This is a genomic window from Quyinboa sediminis (assembly GCF_042219855.1).
Lineage (GTDB): Bacteria > Bacteroidota > Bacteroidia > Bacteroidales > UBA5342 > JBHJHP01.
Genome location: NZ_JBHJHP010000003.1, coordinates 434,621 through 459,501 on the forward strand (window position 1 = coordinate 434,621; position 24,881 = coordinate 459,501).

The window sequence follows — 24,881 nt, forward strand, 5'->3', positions numbered from 1 at the left end:
TTTAGTTTTGTACCTGAAAGCTGATTAATGCAGTGATGGTTATGTATGGTTTATTCTGAAAAGCTTTTTGGCATTTAATTATCAGTTAATACGACATACCGAAATACCGTTTGTATAGGTGTATTGAATTAAACCGGTTTTCTTAACAAGATATATTTCATTGATCGTAAGGTCTTTCCATACTTCAGTAAAGTCACGTAAAGTAAAATGCAGAACATTATGGTAGGTGACCTGATTTACCATAAAGGAATCTATAAATTCAACCGTTGAATATATGCTGTCATCCTGTATATTGTATCCATCGGAGGTGGACTGTAACGCTTTATATTTATTATCGTAGTCAACATTACAAACGATGTTTTTCTCCAGGTCATATTTGAACCTGACCTCACCCAGTCTGCAATCCAGACAATCACCGTTTGGATCAAACGAAGCACCTAAACTGAGGCTGTAATGTAAGCCATATGTGGAAGTATAACTTTCGTAATATTCTTCCCGATAGGACATGTGAGTGTTGATGCCGATAACGGTGGTCCAGCTTTTATCATATTCATGGTATTGATCACTTAAGCCAAATCTGGATGAAATAGCATTATTGTCGATCATGGAAAAATCTCTTTGCAGTTCATAAAAGTTTATCCACTCTGAATTTTCACTATTTACATTATAGATATCCTTTTTGAGAGCCGCATTTTCAGTGCAGGATATAAATGAAAGGAAAACAAGAAGCAGTTCAATGATATATTTTATAGTATTCACCATTTGTCATAAAGATTTTAATAAGTCCAACATCATAATTAAAGTAAATGCTGTCAATATTTTTGAGTTGGAATTCTCCTGTATAAACAAATATGTCATTCCTGAAAATCATGATGTAATCATAGAAGACCGAATCAACAATCACGGAGTCAAGATATTGTTTTTCTGCATTTGTATCGTAAGAAGGAAAATCAAAGTTCTGTTTTAACTGAGAAGTATCCAGTACATACTCAAAAGCTGAATTTCCTATATGACAGTAGGAATCATACTGTTGTTGTCCCCAAACCGGCACTAAAAAGGGATCTTCTTTTACAGGGAATAATGGTATCCACCGGAGAACAATATCAATATCAAATACCGGATAGTCAGGTGATAAATGTGTTTTATTTTCCTGATAATCAAATGTGTATTGGCATTCTGTGTAGTCATGGTAAGATAAAACAGACGTGGTTCTGCTTGCAGTAAAGTTTATTATTTTACCACCGGAATGCTTAAACTGGTACACTTTACCATCCTCATAGGGAACTTTATTCACTATTTCATCCGGAATAACTTCCATATCCAGATGTATTGGATTACACGATGGTTTACAGCTATATAAAAGACCGATTATGCATGAGATGTAAATCCATGATCTATTGGAAATCTTCAGGTTCATGTTAAAGCAAAACATATTAATTCTTTCAACAACAAAACAGTTCAACGAATATATCTATTTCATTTTATATTTGCCATAATTCTTTTATTCAAAATGCAGGATAAGCAAAGTTGTAAATTCCGGAGCCCAGTTTAAGGGTCACACCTTCGGATGCTGTTACAGCACTTTGACGCATACTGCCGGTTAATTCCCGCTTATTTAGCTTCACCTGATTCAGATCAGCATGGGGAAGTGTGACAGTTGCCGTGGTATTAGCAGGTATTTCAATGGTGTAAACAAACTGATTCTCTTCATTACGCCATTCCGAGCGGATCAAACCATACATGGATTTATATGACCCGGTCGCACTGGTGAGGCCACCACCAACATGAGGTGAGAGGAAAAAATGCCTGTACCCCGGGTGTTCCGGATCCGGACGAATGCCGGCGACATATGTATAAAGCCATTCCCCGATGGCGCCATAAGCATAATGGTTGAAACTGTTCATGCCTGCATCCTGAAAAATGAACCGTCGGGTTTTTGTCCGTCCCAGCGTTCCCATATTGTAGTCGCACCCTGAGTGATAGGATAAAGCCAGGATGGATAATCTTTCCGCATCAGCAACATAAAGGCAAGATCATCTCTTCCGGTTGAAGACAAAGAACTGCAAAGCAGGGGTGTGCCCACAAATCCTGTAGTGAGATGACCAAATTTTCTGACATCATTAGCCAGGTATTCAGCTGCATGATCATATAAATTTTCCGGCAAGAGATGAAAGGACAGGGCCAATGCATATGCTGTCTGGGTATGTGAAACCAGCCTGCCGTTGGGCGTCACAAATTCTGCATTAAAAGCAGTTTTTATCTGATCCGATAAATCACGGTATTTTATTTCATCTTCTGTATAGCCCAGTATACCGGCAATTTTACTGAGTAACCCACTGGAATAGCAAAAGTATGCGGTGGCTATCAGGTCTCTTTCAGTTGTGGCTCCCGGATAATCTGACCATGTAGTGGCAAAAGCCAGCCAGTCACCAAAATGATAGTCACCGGTCCACAGATGATCATCTCCTGCGCGCTTATTCATATATTCAACCCAGCCTTTCATGCTATTGTACTGCTCTTTAAGGATACGGGTATCATCATATACATTGTAAACAGTCCAGGGAATGATAACTGAAGCGTCTGCCCATGCCGTGGCACCACCACCACCGTTTAGAACATCCGGTATCACGTTGGGCACTTTACCATCCGGCAACTGATCTGCTGCCAGATCTTTCAGCCATTTGGTGTAGAACGCAGCCACGTTGAAATTGTATGCTGCAGTCATGCTAAACACCTGTGCATCACCGGTCCATCCCAGCCGTTCATCACGTTGCGGACAGTCAGTCGGGACATCCAGGAAATTGCCTTTCTGTCCCCATTGGATGTTGTGCTGCAGTTGATTGATCATTGGATCAGAACAGGAAAAAGACCCGTTGGGTTCCATATCCGAGTGAATTACAATACCGGTTATAGTATTCAGATCAGGTATTCCGGGAAACCCAACCACCTTTACATACCGAAATCCATGAAAGGTAAAATGAGGTTCAAATATTTCTTCACCTTTCCCATTTAACGTATAGGTGTCTGTAGCTTTGGCAGCTCTCAGGTTGGCTGTATAAAAGTTTCCATCCTTATCCAGCACTTCGGCGAATTTAAGGGTCACCTTATCTCCTTTGGAACCCTTTACTTTCAGCCGGACCCAACCAACCATGTTCTGACCCATATCAAAAACGGTTTCACCATTCGGCGTTATAATTTTTCTCAAAGGTTTTATTTCTGATATAGCCCGGACCGGAACACCCTGAGGCGCAACCAAATTTGAATTGGAAAGATGTTGTATTACAACATCTTTCCATGCTTTGTCATCGAATCCTGGCATATTCCATCCCTGCTGTTCCAGGCGGGCATCATAGTTTTCCCCGTTATAAATGTCAGATGACAGAAGAGGACCGGTATTCCATTTCCAGGTGTTGTCGCTAACAATTCTATTTCTTGTACCATCGGTGTATATGATTTCAAGTTGTGCCAACAGGGCCAGTTTATCACCATAGTAATTCTGCCTGTTATTAAAACCGATGTATCCACGATACCAGCCATCACCTAAAACAGCAGCCAGGGTGTTTTCAGATTGTATCATGTCCGTTACATTATATGTCTGGTACTGAATCCGGTTTTTATAGCTGGTCCAGCCAGGTGTAAACAGATCAGTACTGACCTTTATTCCATTGATAAAAAGCTGATATAATCCTTTGGATGTTACATAAACTCTTGCCGAAGCAATCTTTTTGTCATTTTTAAAATCTTTTCTGAAATATGGACTGGGCTTTGATCCCTTGGTTTCAGTTTCTGTAGATGCGCTTATCCATTCTGCATCCCAGAATTCGGGTTCCAGAATTCCCATTTCCCAACTTGCTTTATCACTCCATTTTGTAGGTTTATCGTTTTGATCCCATATTCTTATCTGCCAGTAAACAAGATCTCCTGTTTTAAGCGGTTCACCTGCATAATCAACATTAACAGCCTGAGAACTGCTTATCTTTCCCGTAGACCATAACAAATGCTTGCTGTTTTCTGCCCCTTTTATTTTATACACCTTAAGTTCATATGCTGTCTGAAAAACATCCTGTTCAGACGATTCGATCTGCCAGCTCAGGCGTGGCTGTAAAATGTCAATGCCTACTGGATTTGTTTTGTATTCACAAACCAGGTTTGTCACCTTTGTTTTTGCCGAAACCATGGAAGAGTATACCAATAGTGTTACAATTGAGAAAAACAGAATTCTTGATTTTAAGGATTGCATGGGATATATTTTAAGGATTAACTACGACCGGATCAATTAGAATATGTTCGCATTTTCAAACTGGAGGGATGAAAGATTTTTAGTTCCACGTCTGTTTTGTCAAGCATTCCGGACTCCGGATCTCTTTTTAAAACCACAATGTTGTTGCTGAACTGATTTGCTGTAATCAGATAATTGCCATCGGGGGAGAGCACAAAACTACGGGGATGATTTCCAAAAACAGGGTAGACCTGAATCCGATTCAGTTTTCCCGTTTTTTTATTGATGCTGAAAACCGATATGGTGTTTTCATCAGTCCGGTTCGAAGCATATAAAAACCTGCCGTCCTGGGATATGTGAATATCAGCAGATGCATAATTGCCTGAATTGCTTTCGTAGGATTTACAGGACTCAATTTTTTTAAGTGTACCATCTTCATAAGCGTATACCGTGACAGATCCGCTTAATTCATCTACGCAGTAGCCAAATTTACCATTGGGATGAAAAGTGAAATGTCTTGGGCCATTACCGGGACTTACCTTAATATCAGGATGATCCGGATCTTTAATCAATGTTCCGTCTTTTAACTTCAGAACCCGGATCTGGTCAGTTCCCAGATCAGGTGAAAAAATATATTTGTTGTCAGGGGTGAAAATGGATGAATGGATATGCGATTCATCCTGTCTGCCTTTTACAATGCTGCTGCCGGAATACCTGTAAATAGCTTTTGCAGGCTGAAGGCTCCCGTCTGTATTACAGCTGTAAAAACTAACCGAAGGATCTGTGTAATTGGAGTTAACAACATACTTATTATCGGCGCTTACAATAACATGAACCGGATTTCTTCCTCCGGCATCCTGTTTATTAATGAAGGTTAGTTTTCCGTGAACCGAATCAATGCGGTATGCAGAAACAGCACCGTGTTTATCCAACTGACTTTCATTACTTGCGTATAAATATTTGCCATTTGGTGACAAGGTCAGAAAGGAAGGATTTGTAACATGGCTTACCCTGCCGGATTCAGTAAGTTCACCCGTTGAAGGATTGAATTTGTAAATGTAGATGCCGTCGGCTGGAGCACCATCTGTATAGGACCCAATAAAGAGGTATGTAACCTGATTGTTCTGTTGGGCACAGCCTAAAGTAAAGAATCCTGTAAAAAGAATGGAAATGTATAATAAAATTACCCGGTACATATTGTTTAAATCAGATGATGTAAATTTGATTAATAAAAATACAGTTTCAGAGGGTAATCTGCAAGAAGAAATTCAATATAAGTGTTTTGGTAAACCAGTTTAAGTATCTAAAGGTTCCAGTCGGGAAAATTTCCATGGACATCTGAATATTTTCTGATAAGTAAATCTGCAATTTTTTCAGGCTCATCATCTGTAGTTTTGTACCAGTGAAAATTCAATCCTTCAGCGTTACTTTCAATCAAATTCATGTAAAAGTATAGTTTTCCGGGAACTCCATTGTAATCTGGTGCATGAACGATCTTTTCAAATAATCCGGGTTTACATGAAGCGGATGACGTTTTGTTGGATGACCCGATATAAACCAGTCTGGAGTTTTTCTCATTTAATTTGTAAATCAGAAAAATACCACAACTCTCTTTTGGTGCATTGCAGACTTCTTCCAGCAAATCGCATGGGCGAAAAATAAACTGATCGGATGGATATTGACTTAATTCCTCAAACATGGTCAAAACGGCTTCCTGATTAATCTATACCTTATTCGACTAAGGTAAAAGTAATTTGTGTATTTACAAATAGAATTCGTAAACAGAATGACAGGCCACAACGGCAGCCGTTTCTGTTCTGAGGCGACTGTTTCCAAGTGAAAGCGGGGAGAAGCCGCATTTTAAGGACTGTTCTACTTCTTCCGGTGAAAAATCACCTTCAGGGCCAATCAGAATGGTAATGGTATTACCCCTGGCCGGGATGAGGGTTTTGATGGTATCTCGTTCAGTTTCGTAACAATGGGCAATCATCAGGTTTTCTGATGGCCTGGCCTGTGAAATGAATTCCTGGAATGGCATCATATCATTCTGCTTCGGCAGGTACGATTTAAGGGATTGTTTCATGGCAGAAACCAGGATGCGTTCAACGCGGTCTGGCTTTACTATTTTACGTTCCGAATGTTCGCATAGCAATGGTGTGATTTCATCAACACCAATTTCAGTCGCTTTTTCAAGGAACCATTCAAAACGGTCAATATTTTTTGTCGGAGCAACAGCCATGTGCAATCTGTATGGACGGATCTGTTGATCCTGAATTGGTGCTTTAAGTTCAATCCTGCAGGCTTTGGCATTGGCGCTCACAATAACTGCATTATAAAAACCGCCGTTGCCGTCAACCACCTGGATTACATCACCTTCGTTCAGACGCAGCACCTTAACCGCATGGTGAGATTCCAGCTGAGAAAGCGTTTGTGTTTGTATGATATCCGGTGTGTAAAACAGTTGCATGCGTCAGAATTTTGCCGTGATGCTGAAATTAAACCTGCGACCTGTCAGATAATTGGGAACTGCATAAACATTGCCGTAATTATCCGGTACCCAATAATATGAATTTACATTGTTAATATCAAACATATTGAATACATCCAGACCAAGCCATAATTCCTTGAAATGGCGCAGAAAGTTCTTTTGATTTTCACCAACAATTAACCGGGATGCACCCATATCAACCCTGGTATAGGGTGAAGAACGTCCTGTCATCTGATATTTCTGACCGTTAGGTGGTCCAAAAGGAAGAGGGGCAGCATAAACGCCTTTCAGGTGAACCTTGTAATTTGGATTTCCCGGAAAATAATCCTGGAAGAAAATAGATAAGTTGTAGGCCTGATCCGTTGGACGCGGCACATAATCTACGGGACCCATACCTATTTGGACGCCATTTTCATATAACGGTTGCATATCGTTCAGCAGGTCTTCTCTGGTTCTTAACAGAGATAAGCTGATCCAGGAATCCACGCCAGGAACAAATTCACCAAAGATTCTGAAATCCAGTCCGGCAGCGTAGCCAACAGCCAGATTTTCTCCGTAATACCTGATCTGAACATTTTTAATATCATAAGGTATCAGGTTAGACATGTTTTTATAATAAGCTTCCACGGACAGCTTGAATGGCCGTTCCCATTTCCGGAAATAGTAATCCATGCCAAGGACGTAATGAACGGATTTCTGCGATTTAATATGGGTGTTGATTTCTCCTGTTCTGCTTCTGATCTCTTTGTAGAACGGTGCCTGATAGTAAATACCCGTAGCCCCTTTAAAGGCAAAGTTTCGTTTCCATTTTGGGGTATATAATGCAGAGAATCTCGGACTGAACAGGGTTTCATTGTTAAAACTCCAGTAACTTAAGCGGGTTCCCCCGGTCAGGATCAAACCGATATCAGAAAAGTTATAGCTGTCCTGTAAATACAGATTAACCCTGTTACTCGAAATGGAATTGAGCGTATGGTAATGGTTGTAAAGAACTACACCCTGTTCGCTGTAAGGCCATGAATAGCCTGCGGAGTCGCGCATTTCCCACTCGTTGATTTTATCAGTGATCATCTCTTTCTGCACCGTGGCACCCCATTGCAGGGTGTGATTTTGTAACGCGTGTGTCCCGCGCAGAGAGACTGAAGCAACAGAGGCAGTAAGGTGATTTCTGGTATGTTCCAGAGCTCCACCGACACCTATGTTTTCAATGCTGTCCCCATAGTTTTTAGAACCCATTTGATTGTCCAGTTCATTCAACCAGTATTCCGACAGAATATCATTTGCTTCATCTTCAACCGTGCTGTAGTACGATCCGGTAAGCTTTATCATATTGTTGTCATTGACCCGGTATGAAAGACTGGCTGCTCCGGTTCCGGCCATGAATACATCGTTTTCCCAGCCGTCGAAATAAACCATCAATGATCGGGCAATGCTGTAGGTGCCAAATTTGGTTTCCCTGTTTTGGGGCCTGAATTCGTATCTGTTTTTGCTGATATTGCCCAGAACAGAAAGCTCAATTCTGTCAGTAAGCATATACGTAATATAGGTCTGATAATCCAGAAAACTTGGATTATACTCTGCTTTTGTATCCAGGGTACCCAGCAGGTAAGCTGATGTTTTATACCGGATGCCATGCATTTGGGTAAACCGGCCATTCTTTGTGGTGTGTTCTGCAAATAAACTGGCCCCAAGAAGACTGGCGGAAAGTGATGCATTGTTTCCGGTCGGTTTTCTGTATTTGATATCCAGAACTGATGACATCTTGTCTCCGTATTTGGCATCAAAACCACCCGATGAAAATGATATGGAGGAGACCATGTCGGAGTTAATGAAGCTTAAGCCTTCCTGCTGACCCGAACGGATAAGTAAAGGACGGTAAATTTCTATGTCATTCACATAAACGAGGTTTTCATCAAAGTTTCCACCCCGAACCGAATACTGTGAACTTAATTCATTGTTATTGAAAACGCCCGGAAGGGTCATGATCAGCTCTTCCACTTTATTACCGGAAGCACTCGGAATGTCTTCCACATATTTGGAATCGATGCGTTGCATGGTGGCTGATTGCGTTTTTCTGTCAGACACCGAAATCTCAGTCATGGTCGTAACCGCATCAGACATAACAATATTGAGTTCGTAACTGTCGCTGGTTGGATAGATTACCTTTTCAATGGTTTCGCTACCCAGACGTGAGAAAATTATAGTTACTGAATCTTTTCTTGGAAAAGAAATTTCATAGTTGCCGTTGGAATCGGTGGTGGTTCCTTTTAAGGTAAATTTCTGCTGAATACTTACCAGTTCAAGCGGATTGCCAATTGAGTCCGTTACTTTACCGAAAATGACATATCGTGTCTGGGCATTCAACGGAAGCAAACAGAGCAAAATGAGTGGTATTATCAGGAAAAGTCTACGCATGTTCGTTTCTACACTACCCAAAACTTTATAATCTCCGAATTATTGTGTTTACCGGATTATTTTCATCTCGTCAAGCAGATATCCGGCGGCTGCAAATTTATCAATAATAAAGAGAATATACCTGATGTCGACCGTAATATTACGGCAGATCTCCGGATTATAGTAAAGATCGCTCATAACACCATCCCAGGCCCTGTCGAAATTTAGACCAATAAGTTCACCGTTAGCATTAAATACCGGGCTGCCTGAATTACCACCCGTGGTATGATTTGTTGCCACAAAATCAATGTGGAGCTGTCCGTTCTCACCATAGGCGCCAAAATCACCTTCTTTTAAAAGCCTGCGTAATCTGTCCGGCACGTTGTAGTCATAAATTTCAGGATCATCTTTTTGCAGGATTCCCTCTGAAGTTGTGTAATATTTGTAATGGACCCCATCTTTGGGATCATATCCCTTGACTTTTCCATAGGAAACCCGCATGGTGGAATTGGCATCAGGAAAAAATACCTTATCGGGTTCATAAGCCATAAGTGCTTTCATGTAAATTCGGTCAAGACTGTCTAAGGAAGCTTTCATAGACCTTACTTCAGGCAACAGCTGATCGTAATATATGCCGGAATACTCTGAGTAGGCTATTCTGAAGGGATCTTTTTCAAGTTTACGGATCACTTTATCACTGCCATTGGAATAGGCAGCGATCCAGAGCGTATCATCAATTATACTTTGCTTGTAGAGATAATCTGTTATTTTATCAATGTCACCTTTTTTTCTGTTGTAAACGGATTTTAGCGTTGCCGGAACAATGCCCTGATTGGGATATTTATACAGGTAAGTCAATAAATGTTTTGTCAGGTCCCGGTCCACTGCAACGTCATAATCTTTGTAAAACTCCCTGAGTTCCTTATCAGAAGCTCTTGTGTTACCCTTTTCTGCCTTTATCAGCAGGGTTTGAATGGCGTTTGCTTTACTGAAGCATTCCATACTGTTTCTCCCAAACAGTTCACGCAATACATTGGCATCAGTATTTATCGATTCATATGCAGCGTAATATGTTTTGTACTGATCCAGTATAGTTTTGTATGCTGCTGTATTGTCTGCCCAGCTTTGAAATCCTTTTTCAAACTCTTCTTTTTTATGAATAACATCAAACCGGTCTAATCCGTTTATTTCTCCTCGCCAGCGTTTCCAGGAATTGCTCAGGCTGGCTTCCTTGTCAGCGTATTTAATTCGTCGTGCCGGATCAAAATCCATATGGTAGTTAATCACCTCCAGTTTGCGGTCCCTGACCTCAATTAACTTTGGATAGAGCTGGTCGTGAAGCATCTTCAGGTGATAGGATGTTTTATATTCCTGCGTTGTGCCGGGGTAACCGAAAACCATGGTAAAATCATCTTCATGCACCCCTTTCAATGAAACAGGGAAGGAGTAAGCCGGTCTATATGGCACATTGTCATCCGAATAATCTTTCGGGCTATTATTGGCATCTGCATATATTCTGAACACACTGAAATCACCACCGTGCCGTGGCCACATCCAGTTATCTGTATTTCCTCCAAAACCTCCAACTGAGGAGGGAGGTGCGCCAACAAGACGGACATCGGTATACACTTCATAAATAAACAGGAAAAACTGATTACCTTCAAAAAATGCATTGACATCGGCTTTGTAATGCGAACCTTTTACTGCCCTGTTAATCAGGGTGTCACTGTTTGTCTTTATAATTTTATCGCGTGTATCTGGGGTCATATTATTTTCCACACCCCGGAGCACATCCGCTGTTACATCGCGCATTTCCTTTAAGAAAGTGACCGAAAGGCCAGGATTCGGTAGTTCTTCATCACGACTCATTGCCCAGAAACCATCGGTCAGATAGTCGTGTTCAACCGTGCTGTGCCGTTGTATATATTTAAAACCGCAATGGTGATTTGTAAATACAAGTCCTTCAGCAGAGACCACTACACCACTGCAGCCGCCTCCGAATTTGACCACACCGTCTTTCATCGATGCCTGATTCACACTGTAAACGTCCTCTGCCGTGAGTTTAAAGCCATCGGCCTGCATCTCACCGATATTATATTGTTCAATGAGTAATGGAAGCCACATGCCTTCTTTGGCAATGGCAGAAAACGATAAAGTTGTTGCAAGAAATAAAAGTAAGATGTGTTTCATCTGGAATTAGAATTTTTTAAGTTCCTGATAGAGTTTTTGAACCGGGAGTCCCATCACATTATAGAATGATCCGTTAATTTTTTCGACGCCTATAAAACCTATCCATTCCTGAATGCCGTATGCACCGGCCTTATCAAATGGACGAAAGTTATCAACGTAGTAGGTTGTTTCCTGGGGTGTTAATCTGCAAAATGTGACATCAGAAACACTGGAGAAAGCCACTTGTTTATGTTTTGTGGTCAGGCAAACCCCGGTAATGACCTCGTGTGTTTTACCCGATAAAAGCGTGAGCATATCTATGGCGTCCTGTCTGTCTGTCGGTTTGTTGAGTATGTCTGAACCGGAAATAACAACCGTGTCCGCTGTTATGATCAGTTCATTATCGGCCATGCTTTTTCTGTAATGCGCTGCTTTTTTTTGAGCCAGAAATTCGGCAACGCTGGCCGGATGAAGATCATGTGGAAACGATTCATCCAAATCATGGTCGGCTCTCGTGTTAAATATAATTCCAAGTCCTTTCAATAACTCCTTTCGGCGAGGAGAACCGGATGCAAGAATAATCTGATATTTTTCAAGATTAATTAAGGGTGAACTCATTGAATCATCAGGTTAAAAAACGGAATAGCAAATTCTTTGGCTATTAAAAGATAGACAGGGATGGTAAACATGGTTCCGGCAAACATAATAAATTTCATAATATTGCCTGCCAGACGAAATTCACCGGGTTTGTGAGCCTTGTAAAATGTGATGGCAAAATACAGGAAGGGAAATATTAATGCCAGGAAGAAGTAAAACAGAACAAATTTATTCTCGATTGTTACCTGATACTGACTGAATTTATAAATCATGTATCCGGCGGTTAATGAGGTTAATGCCAATACTATGATTTTAGTCCAGAATTGTCCCAGTACAATGGGTACGGTATTACATTCCAGTTCGCGGTCGCCTTCCTCGTCTTCCATATCTTTCACAAGTTCCCGGATCAAAGTGGTAAAAAAGGCAAAAAGACTAAAGATAACCCCCCAGTTAAAAATAAGTCGGATCAGTCCGTTTTCGATGTACTCTGTACCGAATTTAAACCGCAGGAAGTAAACTTCGAAAAGTACTATGGTCATGGGAACCAGTGCGCTGCAAAGCGATACTATGATATTCCCGATGAGAAACTGCCGTTTGTAAACCGATGAATAAAACCACAACAGACCCGGAATAAACAGAAAGATAACCGCAATGGCATAACTGTGAGCCCGCCAGCTGAGCAGGAGGCCTATGGCAACACCAACACCTGTAAGTACCTGGTGCAGGGTCATGGCAAGTTTCCTGGAAATTACCTTTCCCACAATGACCTCATCAGGTTTGTTGATTTCGTCAATGCGCGTATCGAAGTAATCGTTGATGATGTAACCACCGGCAGCAATGAACACTGTAGCTGCAACCAATAACCCGAAATAGATATTGCCCGTTGCCAGATCAGTCTTAAAAATAGCCAGCAGCGGATAGAGGATGGCATATCGTACAATCACCTGAATAAGAATGATGAATGCCAGATTCTTAACGCGTATAAGTTTTAAAAAATTCATTGGGTATCAAAAGTAAGAAATTAAACCAAATCCGAAAATGATTGGATTGCTTTTAAATCATTTTAAAGATTGTATTGCTTATCAAGTTGCTGTTTATTCACCTGTTGATTTTATTAAATTTGACATTGCGTGTTCGCAATGCGTAACGGAACCACCGAGAAACCTGAATAAATCTAAAAACGCATACACGAAGTTACCTTATTTGGTAACTTTATATTATCTTTGTAATGCATGAGAATAATAAAGGAAAAAACTTTAACAGAATATTGCAGGCTTAGTAGATATAATCAGGCGGAAGAATCTATAAGATCCTGGATTTATGAGGTTCGGTTCTCGACATGGAACAATGCTAACGAACTAAAATTGAAATACCACAATGCCAGTATAATAAGTTCAAAAAGGGTTGTGTTTAATATTAAAGGCAATGATTTTCGGTTAATTGTTGATATTGAATATAAATTAAAGATTGTGTTTGTGGTTTGGTTTGGAACTCATGCGGAGTATGATAAAATAGATGTAAAAACGATAAGTTATGAAAACTAAAATATTAAAAACAGAGCAGGAATATAATGAGGCTTGTGCACGTATATATGCGTTAATCAATAGTTCTGAAAATGCCATTGATCCGTATAGCCCGGAAGGTGAAGAGATGGAGCTCTTATCCTTGCTTGTGGAGAAATATGAGCAGGAACATTATTCAATAGAAGCACCAAATCCTATAGAAGCAATTAAGTTCAGAATGGAACAAATGAACTTAAAACAGGCAGACATTGCACCTTTGTTTGGTGGAAAAACGAGAGTTTCAGAAGTTTTAAGAGGGAAGCGGCCTTTAACCTTGAAAATGATAACTTTATTAAATCGGTATTTGGAAATACCCTTAGAATCATTGATTAGTGGTAAAAGTGTAAAACTTGAGCCTGAAAAAAGAGAAAAACTCTTGAATACTCCTTCTATTAAAGAATATTTTTCCGGAAGGGGTAACCCAGCAATAGGTTAATCGAAGTGGCTTTAATGGTTATACTTAAGCTGTAATTAAATTTGACATAGCGAGGGCGCTTTGCTTAATGAGGGAGTAAAAAATGGTCAAATTATTAGATATAAAAAAGTTAAGATTGTAACAGGAGAGATAACGAATGTCAATAAACCACTTAAATAAAAGTGATTATTTAAACATAATTAATAAAGTAATTGGTATTTTATCAATTCTACTTGGATTAATAATATTATCGCTTTTTATCTATATTTTCATTAAAGATATTCTTTCCCCGCCGGGTCGTATGGGAATTCTAGGATTTGCAAGTGATATGTATTTAGCATCCTGGGTGTATTCGGCAATTTTAGTTTATGCTGGTTTACTATTACTGAAAAGAAAGATAAAAGCTATTTATCTTTATCAATTTGTATTTATGGGATTAATAATAGAATATGTATGCTACAAATTAGTCTTAGTCTTTCCACTTATTGATAGTCCATTTATATTGATTGTTTATTTGGGATTTTTTATTTATTTCAAGTTACCTGGTGCAATAAAAGTGATGGACGGTAATGTCATAAGAAATAATTATAAAGTTTTTGGGTTACAAGTTTTAATTAATGTTGGTCTGGTTGGTCTAGCTATTTTATATGATATGATAAAACACTAGCAGATTGTTTTTTTGTTGAATGTAGTGATAATTTGTTTTTACTCAGGGTTTGCACTTAGTTCGACCTAATGTCTCCTTAAGTCCTAAGGAAAATCACTAATATTACAATTCACGAACAACGCCTAACGTCTCACGATTTACGTCTCACGATGTCACCTGTAACCCGTCACCCGTCACCTGTAACCCGTCACTTCCCAACTTCCCATCCGTAATCCACGTATTCCCAGGTAAATCTGTCCCCATCCACTTTAAACAGTGCAAATCCTTCTTCCGTATCGCGGTTCGGGCCATTCCACCAGGCACCACAGATGGCACCGCCGGTAATATAATGGATGCCGTCAATATATACATCTTCAGCTATGTGCGTATCTCCCTGCATTACCAGTTTCAGGTTATGGCCTTTAAACAGGTCAAGAATATCTTTTGAGTTGGCTACCACAAGGGATGAGTCGTTTCCTAAGGTACTGCCGTAATAAACCTGATTAAAAGTAGTTATAAAAGGAATATGCGTGGTAATGGCGATGGGTGTGTCTTTATCGGTTTTTGACAACTCTTTTTTGATCCATTCTTTTTGCTGGTCATCAATCCATCCAATATAACAGCCGTTATCATCCTTTTCCACAGAATTCAGAATAAAGAATTTCCAACCGTTGTAACGGAATGTATAATAGGAATCACCAAGCCTTTTTTCGAACATTTTTTCGTTGTATTCCGGGTTTTGGCTTAGGTCAGTTTTTGTATTGCAGATACCGAATATTTCGTGATTGCCCATGGTATTATGAACCGGCATATTCAATTCGCGGCTTACACTTATATAAAGTTTATACAGTGAATCGGCTCTGCCATATGATTGCTTCAATGCATCCATGATCAGATCGCCACCTGTAATTACAAAATCCGGTTGCAGATCATTAATTTCTGTAATAGCTTTTTCGAAACCTTCCACCGCATGCTTCTCCGGTTGAAGATGAATGTCGGTCATAAAGACGAAACTGAACGGTTTGTTTTGCGATAAAACAGAATGGGAGATGATGAGTAACAGCGTAATGACCGTAAACAATTTAGTAGACAGGTGTGCTTTCATATTAAGATATCTAATTTATACTAAATGTATTAAAATGATTTTTCAAAACGGAAAAGTTTAAATTAAATTTTGATGACAGTTTATAAACCATCACTTCGTTTGCGTTTCCACCGACGATGTGACCAAAGCCAGTACTCCGGTTTTTCACGGATTGTTTTTTCCAGACGGTTCATATAACGTCTGGTAATTTCTCCATCTTCAAGAGTCGAAGGATCACTCACCAGTTCTTCTGTCCGTAATTCATAATATCCCCGTTTTATTTTCATAATCTCCAGGTAAATAACCGGAAGGTTATATTTACGGGCATATTTCTCAGGTCCGTGTAAACAAGGTGTTTCCTGATTCAGAAAATTTATCCAGTAGGCCTGATCCATGTGTTTAATTCCCGGACTCTGATCTGCTACAAGGATAAATGCTGCATGTTTATCGCAGTAATGCTGAAATATGTCTGAGGTATTTTTAATCTGATCCAGAACAGTGCCGTAACGGCTTCGGTTTTTGTGAATAAATACATCGATGTGTGGATTCTTGATACGTTTGTTGATGGCTACAAATTTAAAGCCGGCTTGAAGAGGTGCTGATAGTGCACCCCATTCCCAGTTACCGTAATGGCCGGTAACCACTAATATGGATTGATTTGTGGATTCGTATGTTGAGAAACTTTCAGAATGTATCAGATGGTGTCTTTGGGTTATCGCTGCCGGGTTCATCCCAAAGGCTTTAAAACTTTCTACAAAGATGTCAGCCAGGTGATGATAGAATCGTTTTTCAATTCGTAGTCGTTCTTCATCTGTTTTCTCAGGAAATGAAGCGGCCAGGTTTGACCGTACAATATTTCTTCTGTATTTAAATCCATAATACAGAAAAACATATATTACATCTGCAAATGCATAAAATAAGGCAAATGGTATAAAAGATGTGAGTTTGGCAAAGATTTTCAACAATATATAAACCAGTCTACCCAATGCAGTAACATTAATTAATGAAGACGCCAGGTCAATACATTTCCGGTAATCCTTACTTTATTGCTTTTTTTAATGAAACGATTTTATTCCCCTCAAAAGTAATGACCTGCGCAGACGGATATATTGACCTGATTTCCGAAGCTGCATCAACTGCAGCACCATAATCTTTATAGTTTCCAATGGAATAGTAATAAATGCCCTTTTGCTTATGCTCATTTACAACCGTTGGATCTGTGAAATTACTTTTGTCAAGAGTTACCGGATTGGATGTCTGTTTAACCAGAACAGAAAAATAGGTGTTGTCATCAATCTTTTTAGTTACTCCATTCTCATCAACATAAACATCTTTTCCCCAGTCTATAAGCGACAGATGAACATATTTTGATGGTTGTTGCTCCAGGTCGTTCAGAAGTTTATCCAGTGATACGGCAGTCGCATTCAGATTTTCATACAATGCCTTGTCATTGACCAGATTACCCAATGTGCCTTCGTTGTTATCCACTTTGGTTAAAATGGAACTCAGACTGGTTACAGCAGTGTCGATGCGCGAAATAGCAAGTTTAAGATTTGATGAGGCCAGTGAATCTGTAATGGCATTCACGTTGGCTAAGGTTGCTTTTAAACCTGTTTCACTGTTGTTCAGATCATGAGTAAGTCGTCTGAGGTTTCTTATGGTTGCTGTCAGGTCACCAGTTTCACCCAGCTGATTTTTAATGGACGTTGTTGTTGCATCCAGATTTTTAACAGATGCATTAAGATGATTTATTGTACTGTCTGAAATAAGATGATCCAGCTTTTGTATATATTCAGATATTTTATCCTTTACCGGTCCAAGCTGATCTTCAAGGCTACCCAGCATTCCTTTGTCAATGGCACTTGGAATGGTATCTCCATTGGTGTAGTAAGAACTGCGGGCGGGAACAAGTTCAAGTTTTACAGCTTTGGTTCCCAGTAAATCCAGATCATAAAGCACTGCTTTGGATCCTTTGGGGATTTTAAGTTTCTCATCATCAAGAACCATGGTAACAATGAGCATACTGTTGTCATCGTTGAGCTCAATATTTTCAATGAGTCCTACTTTATACCCTCTGACCATTACAAAATTGGACTCCATCAGTCCTCCCACATCCTCAAATTCACAATAATAGTAATTGGCCGGAGTAAGCAGGTTGCGGCCTTTAAGGAAATTAAAACCCCAGAAAGCCAGGAGCAATACAACAGCAATTAATAAACCAATCTGTGCTTCTCTCGATTTGAGAATTTTCAACTTCATACTTTCAAATTATGGTGCAAAAGTAGGAATTACTTTCGAGAGTCCCTCACAATTTTTTTAGCTTCAAGTACAGGAATTCTCTCATTATTGTTAAAGGCGATGATAAAAGCCTCAGGATAACGTGCTAAAATACCATCTAAAATTACTTTTGCTGCTTTAAAATCTGGTGCATCTCCGGCTGTGTATTTATAAAATCCGCCTTCCTGATAAAATGATACATCAGATATCCCTTCTAATTTCGGATCGTTAACACCCAGTTCTTTCTTTGACATTACAAACTGTACTTTAAATGAGATGCCTGATGCATCAATCTTTTGGACTTTTTCCGATGGTTTAATTTGTTCCTGCACTTTTTTAACCGGCTCAGTTTTTGTAGCTACCGTGGTTGATGTTGTTACAGGTTTCTCAACGGGTTCTTTTTTTGTTTCGGACCGGGTTTTTATGTCGGATTCTGTTTTTTCTTTTACAGCAGGAGATTCTGTGTCTTCAATCATGACGTCTTTTAACGCAGTAATGTTTTCCGGTATTTCATAGTTTTTAAGGACGGGTTTTAATAAGTGTTTTTCAACGGTTATAGTTACGGTATCGGTTAAAGCTATACCGCTGGTCAAAACATTCATGTCCGCTGATTTCTTAAATACTATGGTAATAATGTACTTATCACTTTTGTGATCATATTCTATCCCCTCTACAACACCCAGTTTATTGGTTTTGCCTGCAAGCATTTCCAGTTTTTCCTTTTTTGATGTTGTACTTCGTTTAACGATGTTGAAACCAATAATAATTACAACGATAGCAAGCACAATAATAGCTCCGGTACGGGCTTCTTTGGACTTTAAAAAACTCAGATTTACCACAGTCAGGTTATTTTAGTTAATTTTTAGCATTGATAAGCCGTTTGGCTTCAGATATCGAAATGCGCTCCCCGTCCTTAAAAGCTGCTATAAAAGCATCAGGATATCTGTCCTTAATATTGTTTTGTATGTCTTTAATATCACTCAAATCGCTTGAACTCCCCGTTGTATATTTATAAAAAGCTCCATCCTTGTATTTCCAGATCGCAAGCAATCCATTAAATGCAGGGTCGTCAGGTGCAAGTTCAGTTTTAGAAATCAAAAATTGAACTTTGTAGGTTACACCATGATCCTCCGCTACGGAAGTTGTGCTCTCAGGCTCATTCTGATTGGCTAAGATAACTGTTTTTTTGTTTTTTGCCTCAATTTGCTGTTTATATGATCTCACAGACCTGAAAATAGCTGATGCCATGTATTCCTGTCCTTCCTGTGACATCAGGAATCTCTCCTCGGTTGGATTGGTGATAAACCCCAGCTCAATAAGCACGGAAGGCATGGTGGTACGGTGCAGCACAAGGAATGGTCCCTGGTGAATACCATAGTTGCGTCTGCCAACACGGTTTTTAAACTGGTCCTGTATTTCCTGAGCGAGGTTAAGGCTCTGATCAAAATATGCCTTTGTGGAATTGAAGTTGAAAATAATATATGATTCATCCTTATTGGGATCAAAGCCCTGATAAACTTCCTCATAATTATCCTCCATCTCTATTACTGAGTTCTCCAGTTTTGCCAGCTCAAGGTTTGACTGGTATTTTCCAACCCCTAACAGCCAGCTCGAGGCACCGGTTACCCTTGAATTCGAAACCGCATTTACATGTATGGATAAAAACAGGTCTGCATGGTTTCTGTTGGCAATATTGGCCCGTTCATGCAATTCAATAAACTCATCGGTTTTACGTGTGTAAATTACTTTTACATCCGGCATGTACTTTTCAATATATTGCCCGGTCAGTAATGCAACAGCAAGGTTTATATCCTTTTCTTTCCCCTTCCTGCCAATAGCGCCAGGATCTTTCCCGCCATGTCCGGCATCGATAACAATGGTCTTAATCTGATACGCCTGAGCGTTTGAATTCAGTGGTATAAATAAGATCAGAGTTAAAACAAAAATAACTTTCAGCCCCCCGGCAATCTTTTTCCAAAGCAACGTCATCATATTTAACCTTGTTATGTTTGTTTAACGTTAAAAATTGTTTTTGGCTGCTATAATTTTAATGTTTTTAGATAGCTTTGCCGTTTTTAATACCAGTTTGAATTTAACAGACACAAAAATAATTGATTAAAGTTGTTAAAAAAATTTAGAACATATCTTTTTAACCGCAATTTTTTAATCATTCCAGTGATTTTATGCCTTTTTAGCGGATTAAACTTGTCGGCTCAGAATGCTGCTGGGGATACGCTTGTGCTTTCGAAAGATTCTCTCGTGAGAATTCCGCCACAGGCTGTTGCCGACAGCACGGATCAGGATACCGCAGTTGTAATTACCCAGGAAGAACGAATTGCCATGATCAGTCCTGCAAAATCATTGTTCGCAGCAAATGTGGATTACAATGCTGATTCTATTATAATGATCGGAACGAGTGAGGTGGAAATGTTTGGGAATGCCAGTGTTGTGTATGGCGAAACAGATTTAAAGGCCTATTACATATGGATGAATCTTGACAGCAGCCTGATTTATGCCAGGGGACGCCTCGACAGCACAAATACACTGATTGAAACACCTGAGTTCACAGATGATGGAACAACCTATAAACAGGAAGAATTAACATATAATTATAATACAGGTAAGGCACTCATAAAAAATGTGGTGACCGAACAGGGCGAGGGCTTTGTGACGAGTGAAACGACAAAACGCATTAATGATGATGCATTTTGCATGAAGAACGGTGAATATACGACATGTTCAAATCATGAACATCCGCACTTCTATCTCAAGATGACCAAGGCTAAAGTAAGACCGGGAAAAAATATTGTAACGGGACCAGCCTACATGGTCATGGAAGATGTTCCAATCTATCCCCTGTTTATTCCTTTTGGATTTTTTCCTTTCACAAAAAGTTATTCATCGGGTTTTGTAATGCCGTCGTATGGTGAGGAGAATAACCGCGGATTTTATCTGAGGGATGGTGGTTATTATTTTGCACTGAACGATTATTTTGATCTTTCCACAACAGGCGATATTTACTCCAAAGGTTCATGGGCATTGCGTGGCCGATCCAATTACCGTTTAAAATACCGGTTTAATGGTAGCGTAAATGTATCTTACATCAATAACGTTGTTGGCGAAAAAGCCTTACCAGGAGATTACAGTGCAACAAAGGACTTTTCAATCCGCTGGACGCATTCCCAGGATAGCAAGGCTGCAGCCTATTCTAATTTTTCTGCCAGCGTGGATTTTACCTCAACCTCTTTTGAAAAGAACAGTATTGGAGTGGAATCCGCTGTTTACAATCCGAATTATCTGTCCAGAAATCAAAAAAGTTCAAGTGTATCTTATTCCAGAACGTTCCCGGGAACACCTTTTTCAATGTCATCCACATTGCTGGCTTCCCAGAATGCAGCGGATTCATCTTTAAATCTGACCCTTCCGCAGCTCAACCTGAATATGTCAAGAATTTATCCCTTTAAAAGAAAGACGAAGATAGGGAAGGACAGGTGGTACGAGAAAATCGGGATGTCCTACTCCGCAACACTCAGCAATAGTGTGACCGATAAGCAGAATGCTATTTTAAACGGTGATCCTTCTGTGCATTGGAGAAATGGTGTGAGGCACTCTATCCCGGTATCCACATCTTTTAATGTTCTGAAAAATATTTCCATATCACCAAGTGTAAGTTATACCGAACGTTGGTATACCGAAAGTATAGATAAAACGGTGGACACACTCGATAATATGACAACCCGTGTTCTGACAGATACAACCAGTGGATTTTACAGGGTGTATGATTACAGTGCATCGGTAAGTGCTTCGACAAAATTATATGGGTTTTATACGCCATTCCGCAAACTTTTTGGGAATAAAGTAGACCAGATCCGTCATGTGATGACGCCATCGGTAAGCCTTAGTTATCGCCCGGATTTCGGACAGGAAAAATGGGGCTATTATGATACCTATACAGAGTATAGTGCGGCTACGGATGAGTGGCTGACCCGTGAATATTCACATTTTCAGGGTTCCCTTTACGGGACGCCGGGAAGTGGAAAATATGGTGCAGCCAGTTTTTCTGTGGGAAATAATGTGGAGATGAAAGTTCGAAATGACGCTGATACAACAGGTGGAAATGCGTTTAAAAAGATTAAGTTGATAGAGAGCCTGAATTTTGCAACCAGTTATAATATGGCTATCGACTCTATGCGGTGGTCAGATATTTCAGTCAGGGGGCGAACAAAACTTTTTAAAGGTTTGTCAATCAATGCCGGTGCTACATTCGATCCGTATGTGACAACCGTCAACAGCAATGGTCGTGTCATCCGGATCAATCAAACCTATTGGGAGCGGGACAGAAGTATTGGTAAACTGAAGAATCTGACCTTATCAACTGGGTATTCATTTAACAATGAAAAGCTGAAATCTTTTCTTAAAGGTTTCAGTGGAGGAAGCGATGAAGCAGCAGAGGTCCCGGAAGGAGCGGATGAGGAAAAACCTTCAGATGGCAAATCAAAATCAGATTCGAAATACGATGAAGATGGCTACCTGCAGTTTAAAATTCCATGGAATGTTTCGTTTAGCTATTCCTATTCACTCAGAGGTGCTTACGATAAGGAACTTGATGATTTTAAATATACGGGTGTGTCAAACTTTCGTTTTAATGGTAGTCTGACCCTGACGGATAAGTGGTCCATGAATTTTTCTTCAGGTTATGATTTTAATCGCAATGAAATCACTTCTACCAATCTTTCAATAAACAGGAACCTGCACTGCTGGTCGATGAGTTTTAATGCGGTTCCTTTTGGACGGTATAAAACCTATAATTTCACGATTCATGTCAATTCATCCATGCTTCAGGATCTGAAATATGAGAAACGGAGTTCTCCGTGGGACAATCCGGGCTGGAATCAATAATCAGTTGGAAAACCGGGGAAACTCTTTCACCATGAGGTAATACAAACTTTTTTTATTCAAAACCACTGGCTCGTCGTATGTTGGTGACAGATCTGCAGAAGTAAATGTTTTTAATGTCCATATGCCATTTGTGTATTCTGCTGATGTGCAGTGTTCAACCCAGTCACCACAGTTTAAATACCTAAGGGTTCCGTTTTTATCCTGTATCGTTTTGCTGACCGGAGTATGGGTGTGACCGCAAATTACGGTACCATAACCTTTGCGCCTGGCGTTGGTTATAATTTTTTCCTCAAATGCAGAAAGCTTGTCCGGATGTGTTTTAATCTTCTCTTTAATTGTTTTGTAAATAATTACGGGACCCTTGCCAAAGGGTGAAAGGAGTTTGTTGATGGCTTTATTGGTTACAGTCATAAGTCCGTACAAAGCAGCTCCTGTTCTGGCCAGCCATTTGTACCGGTGGATGATCCTGTCATAAAAATCACCATGAAAAATCCATGTTTTTATTCCGTTAAGGTTGAGTTCAAGCTGGTTTACTATTTTAAGGTTTTGAAATGAAACACCGGAAAGGTTGCGCATTACCTCATCGTGATTTCCCGTGATGTAAATTACTTCGGTTCCATTTTCCAGAAACTTAATGAGCAGGCGAATGATTTTTAGATGGGTTTTAGGGAAATAACTCCGGCTGAACCGCCAGGAATCAATAATGTCTCCGTTTAAAATCAGTTTTGCCGGTTTAATGCTTTTCAGATAGCTGATGAGCTCCCTGGCTTTGCAGGCATGCGTTCCCAGATGAATATCAGATATAACAGCAATTTCGATATCGCGTGGAATGTGCATCGGGTTTTTTGTAAAGGTCATAAATGCATATTATAAAAGCATTAATTTGCTGTGAAAAAAATATGACCAAAGATAAGAGATTTTTCTAACGTTCGTCTGCCCCGATATCAGACATATAAGCCATCCTTCTGTCACCATCCTTGTCAATGGAGACATCGTCGAGTGTGATGGCTGTATTAACCACTTCCGTTACATTTTTTGCAAGATGAAGATTTCCCTGTGACGCATTTTTAAACCAGTTTTCTTCTGCATGGGTAATGTTGTTTTCCACCCGTGCTGTGGATTGATTTTTGGAACTTATATTTTTGTTGGTGAGATTGTTGATGATTTCAATGTTACCTTCTTCGTCAAAACATTCTATGGAGTTGGGGTAATCGGAAGAACTAAAGATGGTATTGTTGTATACTTTTACATCTTTGGCATTACAAATGTATATCCCCGATTCTCTGGTCACATAGATCATATTATTGCGTATGATCCCACCTGTATGTGCTTCGTTGTTGGTTCCGAACAAAATGCCGCGATCGCAGTTTATAATGACATTGTTTTCTGCCGTGCATTTTTCTGAAGCTTTTCTGAAGCGGATTGCACCGGATGATTCTTTGTGATCTGCAGTATTAATATTTTTAAATGTACAATTACTGATGCGCCAGTTACTGCCACTGTATATATCAACACCACCACTGATACCCGCAGGTGTTTTATGGTTGGTATGTTCAAACAAGCAGTCCTCAATCGTACCAAAATCAGCGTGATCATCCGAGTAATCCTCATCACAACTGGCCAGGATCATCTGGTTTCTCGTGTTATAGAACCGCACATTCTGAACGTAAATACTATCGGTATTTTTTTCTCCATGAATGACGATTCCGCTTCCACTGACCTCGCCCAGACTGATATCTTTTAATCCGAATGTTTTTCCGCTTACGGTGAAGATCTGAGTGATATTCCCGGTAATGCCTTTCCCTTTTATAATAACCCTGTCACGGTTTTCTGATTCACTCCTGTAGATGATGCCATCTCCGGAAATCCGGATTGGTTCTGATATTTCATATTCACCATCTTTTATGATTACAACCTTATTGCCTTCTTTCGTTAACCTGGTCGTTGCCATCAGTTCCGGTACGTTAGCTACATATATTACATCCTTGCCTGTTTCCTTTGGAAAAAGGTCCGGAAAATCAATGTTTTCGTTTATATCAGATTCATTGTTGTTCTCACATGAAAAATATACCAGTGAAAGCAAAACAACGAGTGCGGCAAGTAGTGAATATTTCATAACTCTTAAGTTTAA

22 protein-coding genes are annotated in these 24,881 nt (G+C 39.8%); 4 read left to right on the top strand and 18 right to left on the bottom strand.

The window, feature by feature from the left end:
- Positions 1–81: 81 nt before the first annotated feature.
- The 11 genes from ACE1EF_RS09770 to ACE1EF_RS09820 all read right to left on the bottom strand — a co-directional run bounded on the left by ACE1EF_RS09770 (position 82) and on the right by ACE1EF_RS09820 (position 12,868).
- Positions 82–762, bottom strand: coding sequence for a hypothetical protein (locus tag ACE1EF_RS09770; protein WP_375720470.1), 681 nt, complete (start codon positions 760–762; stop codon positions 82–84).
- On the bottom strand, positions 734–1,417 hold the full coding sequence (locus ACE1EF_RS09775) for a hypothetical protein (RefSeq protein WP_375720471.1): 684 nt from the start codon (positions 1,415–1,417) through the stop codon (positions 734–736). Before ACE1EF_RS09775 ends, ACE1EF_RS09770 begins: the two co-directional genes overlap by 29 nt.
- Before the next feature lie 88 nt (positions 1,418–1,505).
- A complete protein-coding gene (locus ACE1EF_RS09780) occupies positions 1,506–1,904 on the bottom strand; it encodes an alpha-L-rhamnosidase C-terminal domain-containing protein (RefSeq protein WP_375720472.1) in 399 nt (132 codons plus the stop codon).
- On the bottom strand, positions 1,901–4,240 hold the full coding sequence (locus ACE1EF_RS09785; RefSeq protein WP_375720473.1) for a family 78 glycoside hydrolase catalytic domain: 2,340 nt from the start codon (positions 4,238–4,240) through the stop codon (positions 1,901–1,903). The genes ACE1EF_RS09780 and ACE1EF_RS09785 overlap by 4 nt, the downstream gene beginning before the upstream one ends.
- A gap of 32 nt (positions 4,241–4,272) precedes the next feature.
- Positions 4,273–5,415: a lactonase family protein gene (locus ACE1EF_RS09790; RefSeq protein ID WP_375720474.1), complete on the bottom strand. Its 1,143-nt coding sequence runs from the start codon at positions 5,413–5,415 to the stop codon at positions 4,273–4,275.
- 107 nt (positions 5,416–5,522) lie between these two features.
- Positions 5,523–5,918, bottom strand: coding sequence for a hypothetical protein (locus ACE1EF_RS09795; protein ID WP_375720475.1), 396 nt, complete (start codon positions 5,916–5,918; stop codon positions 5,523–5,525).
- A 63-nt stretch (positions 5,919–5,981) separates the two neighbouring features.
- The gene (locus ACE1EF_RS09800) at positions 5,982–6,686 is read right to left on the bottom strand and encodes a 16S rRNA (uracil(1498)-N(3))-methyltransferase (RefSeq protein WP_375720476.1); all 705 of its coding nucleotides are present in this window, start codon (positions 6,684–6,686) and stop codon (positions 5,982–5,984) included.
- A 3-nt stretch (positions 6,687–6,689) separates the two neighbouring features.
- Positions 6,690–9,122: a TonB-dependent receptor gene (locus ACE1EF_RS09805; RefSeq protein ID WP_375720477.1), complete on the bottom strand. Its 2,433-nt coding sequence runs from the start codon at positions 9,120–9,122 to the stop codon at positions 6,690–6,692.
- Between the two features lie 48 nt (positions 9,123–9,170).
- Complete coding sequence (locus ACE1EF_RS09810; RefSeq protein WP_375720478.1) at positions 9,171–11,291, bottom strand: S46 family peptidase; 2,121 nt, start codon at positions 11,289–11,291, stop codon at positions 9,171–9,173.
- 6 nt (positions 11,292–11,297) lie between these two features.
- Entirely contained in the window at positions 11,298–11,888 is a 591-nt protein-coding gene (locus tag ACE1EF_RS09815) for a Maf-like protein (RefSeq protein ID WP_375720479.1), read from the bottom strand.
- A complete protein-coding gene (locus ACE1EF_RS09820; protein ID WP_375720480.1) occupies positions 11,885–12,868 on the bottom strand; it encodes a geranylgeranylglycerol-phosphate geranylgeranyltransferase in 984 nt (327 codons plus the stop codon). Before ACE1EF_RS09820 ends, ACE1EF_RS09815 begins: the two co-directional genes overlap by 4 nt.
- Before the next feature lie 231 nt (positions 12,869–13,099).
- Between ACE1EF_RS09820 and ACE1EF_RS09825 the strand changes: the two genes are divergently transcribed.
- The 3 genes from ACE1EF_RS09825 (at position 13,100) to ACE1EF_RS09835 (ending at position 14,511) form a co-directional block, all read left to right on the top strand.
- Positions 13,100–13,411, top strand: coding sequence for a type II toxin-antitoxin system HigB family toxin (locus tag ACE1EF_RS09825; protein ID WP_375720481.1), 312 nt, complete (start codon positions 13,100–13,102; stop codon positions 13,409–13,411).
- On the top strand, positions 13,401–13,865 hold the full coding sequence (locus tag ACE1EF_RS09830) for a helix-turn-helix domain-containing protein (protein ID WP_375720482.1): 465 nt from the start codon (positions 13,401–13,403) through the stop codon (positions 13,863–13,865). Before ACE1EF_RS09825 ends, ACE1EF_RS09830 begins: the two co-directional genes overlap by 11 nt.
- Before the next feature lie 136 nt (positions 13,866–14,001).
- Positions 14,002–14,511 carry a hypothetical protein gene (locus ACE1EF_RS09835; protein WP_375720483.1) on the top strand — a complete coding sequence of 170 codons (510 nt, stop codon included), beginning with the start codon at positions 14,002–14,004 and terminating at the stop codon, positions 14,509–14,511.
- A 187-nt stretch (positions 14,512–14,698) separates the two neighbouring features.
- On the opposite strand, the gene ACE1EF_RS09840 is transcribed toward ACE1EF_RS09835, so the two are convergent.
- The 5 genes from ACE1EF_RS09840 to ACE1EF_RS09860 all read right to left on the bottom strand — a co-directional run bounded on the left by ACE1EF_RS09840 (position 14,699) and on the right by ACE1EF_RS09860 (position 19,843).
- The gene (locus ACE1EF_RS09840) at positions 14,699–15,595 is read right to left on the bottom strand and encodes a metallophosphoesterase family protein (protein WP_375720484.1); all 897 of its coding nucleotides are present in this window, start codon (positions 15,593–15,595) and stop codon (positions 14,699–14,701) included.
- An 80-nt stretch (positions 15,596–15,675) separates the two neighbouring features.
- A complete protein-coding gene (locus ACE1EF_RS09845) occupies positions 15,676–16,560 on the bottom strand; it encodes a lysophospholipid acyltransferase family protein (protein WP_375720485.1) in 885 nt (294 codons plus the stop codon).
- A gap of 52 nt (positions 16,561–16,612) precedes the next feature.
- Positions 16,613–17,833, bottom strand: a complete 1,221-nt coding sequence (locus ACE1EF_RS09850; RefSeq protein ID WP_375720486.1) for an MlaD family protein — start codon at positions 17,831–17,833, stop codon at positions 16,613–16,615.
- A 29-nt stretch (positions 17,834–17,862) separates the two neighbouring features.
- Positions 17,863–18,690, bottom strand: a complete 828-nt coding sequence (locus ACE1EF_RS09855; RefSeq protein ID WP_375720487.1) for a hypothetical protein — start codon at positions 18,688–18,690, stop codon at positions 17,863–17,865.
- 16 nt (positions 18,691–18,706) lie between these two features.
- Entirely contained in the window at positions 18,707–19,843 is a 1,137-nt protein-coding gene (locus ACE1EF_RS09860) for an N-acetylmuramoyl-L-alanine amidase family protein (RefSeq protein ID WP_375720488.1), read from the bottom strand.
- Positions 19,844–20,026: 183 nt separating this feature from the next.
- Here ACE1EF_RS09860 and ACE1EF_RS09865 point away from each other — a divergent pair, with 183 nt between their 5' ends.
- Positions 20,027–22,750, top strand: coding sequence for a putative LPS assembly protein LptD (locus ACE1EF_RS09865; RefSeq protein ID WP_375720489.1), 2,724 nt, complete (start codon positions 20,027–20,029; stop codon positions 22,748–22,750).
- Here the strand turns inward: ACE1EF_RS09865 and ACE1EF_RS09870 are convergent, their stop codons facing one another.
- Positions 22,751–23,608, bottom strand: a complete 858-nt coding sequence (locus ACE1EF_RS09870; RefSeq protein WP_375720490.1) for a UDP-2,3-diacylglucosamine diphosphatase — start codon at positions 23,606–23,608, stop codon at positions 22,751–22,753.
- Between the two features lie 64 nt (positions 23,609–23,672).
- Positions 23,673–24,866 (bottom strand): right-handed parallel beta-helix repeat-containing protein, encoded by a 1,194-nt coding sequence (locus ACE1EF_RS09875; RefSeq protein ID WP_375720491.1) that lies wholly within the window; start codon positions 24,864–24,866, stop codon positions 23,673–23,675.
- Positions 24,867–24,881 lie beyond the last annotated feature (15 nt).

Bases quoted from the DNA above. Each gene is read 5' to 3' on its own strand.
- ACE1EF_RS09770 (WP_375720470.1), bottom strand. From the start codon at position 762: ATGGTGAATACTATAAAATATATCATTGAACTGCTTCTTGTTTTCCTT.
- ACE1EF_RS09775 (WP_375720471.1), bottom strand. From the start codon at position 1,417: ATGAACCTGAAGATTTCCAATAGATCATGGATTTACATCTCATGCATA.
- ACE1EF_RS09780 (WP_375720472.1), bottom strand. From the start codon at position 1,904: ATGAACAGTTTCAACCATTATGCTTATGGCGCCATCGGGGAATGGCTT.
- ACE1EF_RS09785 (WP_375720473.1), bottom strand. From the start codon at position 4,240: ATGCAATCCTTAAAATCAAGAATTCTGTTTTTCTCAATTGTAACACTA.
- ACE1EF_RS09790 (WP_375720474.1), bottom strand. From the start codon at position 5,415: ATGTACCGGGTAATTTTATTATACATTTCCATTCTTTTTACAGGATTC.
- ACE1EF_RS09795 (WP_375720475.1), bottom strand. From the start codon at position 5,918: ATGTTTGAGGAATTAAGTCAATATCCATCCGATCAGTTTATTTTTCGC.
- ACE1EF_RS09800 (WP_375720476.1), bottom strand. From the start codon at position 6,686: ATGCAACTGTTTTACACACCGGATATCATACAAACACAAACGCTTTCT.
- ACE1EF_RS09805 (WP_375720477.1), bottom strand. From the start codon at position 9,122: ATGCGTAGACTTTTCCTGATAATACCACTCATTTTGCTCTGTTTGCTT.
- ACE1EF_RS09810 (WP_375720478.1), bottom strand. From the start codon at position 11,291: ATGAAACACATCTTACTTTTATTTCTTGCAACAACTTTATCGTTTTCT.
- ACE1EF_RS09815 (WP_375720479.1), bottom strand. From the start codon at position 11,888: ATGAGTTCACCCTTAATTAATCTTGAAAAATATCAGATTATTCTTGCA.
- ACE1EF_RS09820 (WP_375720480.1), bottom strand. From the start codon at position 12,868: ATGAATTTTTTAAAACTTATACGCGTTAAGAATCTGGCATTCATCATT.
- ACE1EF_RS09825 (WP_375720481.1), top strand. From the start codon at position 13,100: ATGAGAATAATAAAGGAAAAAACTTTAACAGAATATTGCAGGCTTAGT.
- ACE1EF_RS09830 (WP_375720482.1), top strand. From the start codon at position 13,401: ATGAAAACTAAAATATTAAAAACAGAGCAGGAATATAATGAGGCTTGT.
- ACE1EF_RS09835 (WP_375720483.1), top strand. From the start codon at position 14,002: ATGTCAATAAACCACTTAAATAAAAGTGATTATTTAAACATAATTAAT.
- ACE1EF_RS09840 (WP_375720484.1), bottom strand. From the start codon at position 15,595: ATGAAAGCACACCTGTCTACTAAATTGTTTACGGTCATTACGCTGTTA.
- ACE1EF_RS09850 (WP_375720486.1), bottom strand. From the start codon at position 17,833: ATGAAGTTGAAAATTCTCAAATCGAGAGAAGCACAGATTGGTTTATTA.
- ACE1EF_RS09860 (WP_375720488.1), bottom strand. From the start codon at position 19,843: ATGATGACGTTGCTTTGGAAAAAGATTGCCGGGGGGCTGAAAGTTATT.
- ACE1EF_RS09870 (WP_375720490.1), bottom strand. From the start codon at position 23,608: ATGACCTTTACAAAAAACCCGATGCACATTCCACGCGATATCGAAATT.
- ACE1EF_RS09875 (WP_375720491.1), bottom strand. From the start codon at position 24,866: ATGAAATATTCACTACTTGCCGCACTCGTTGTTTTGCTTTCACTGGTA.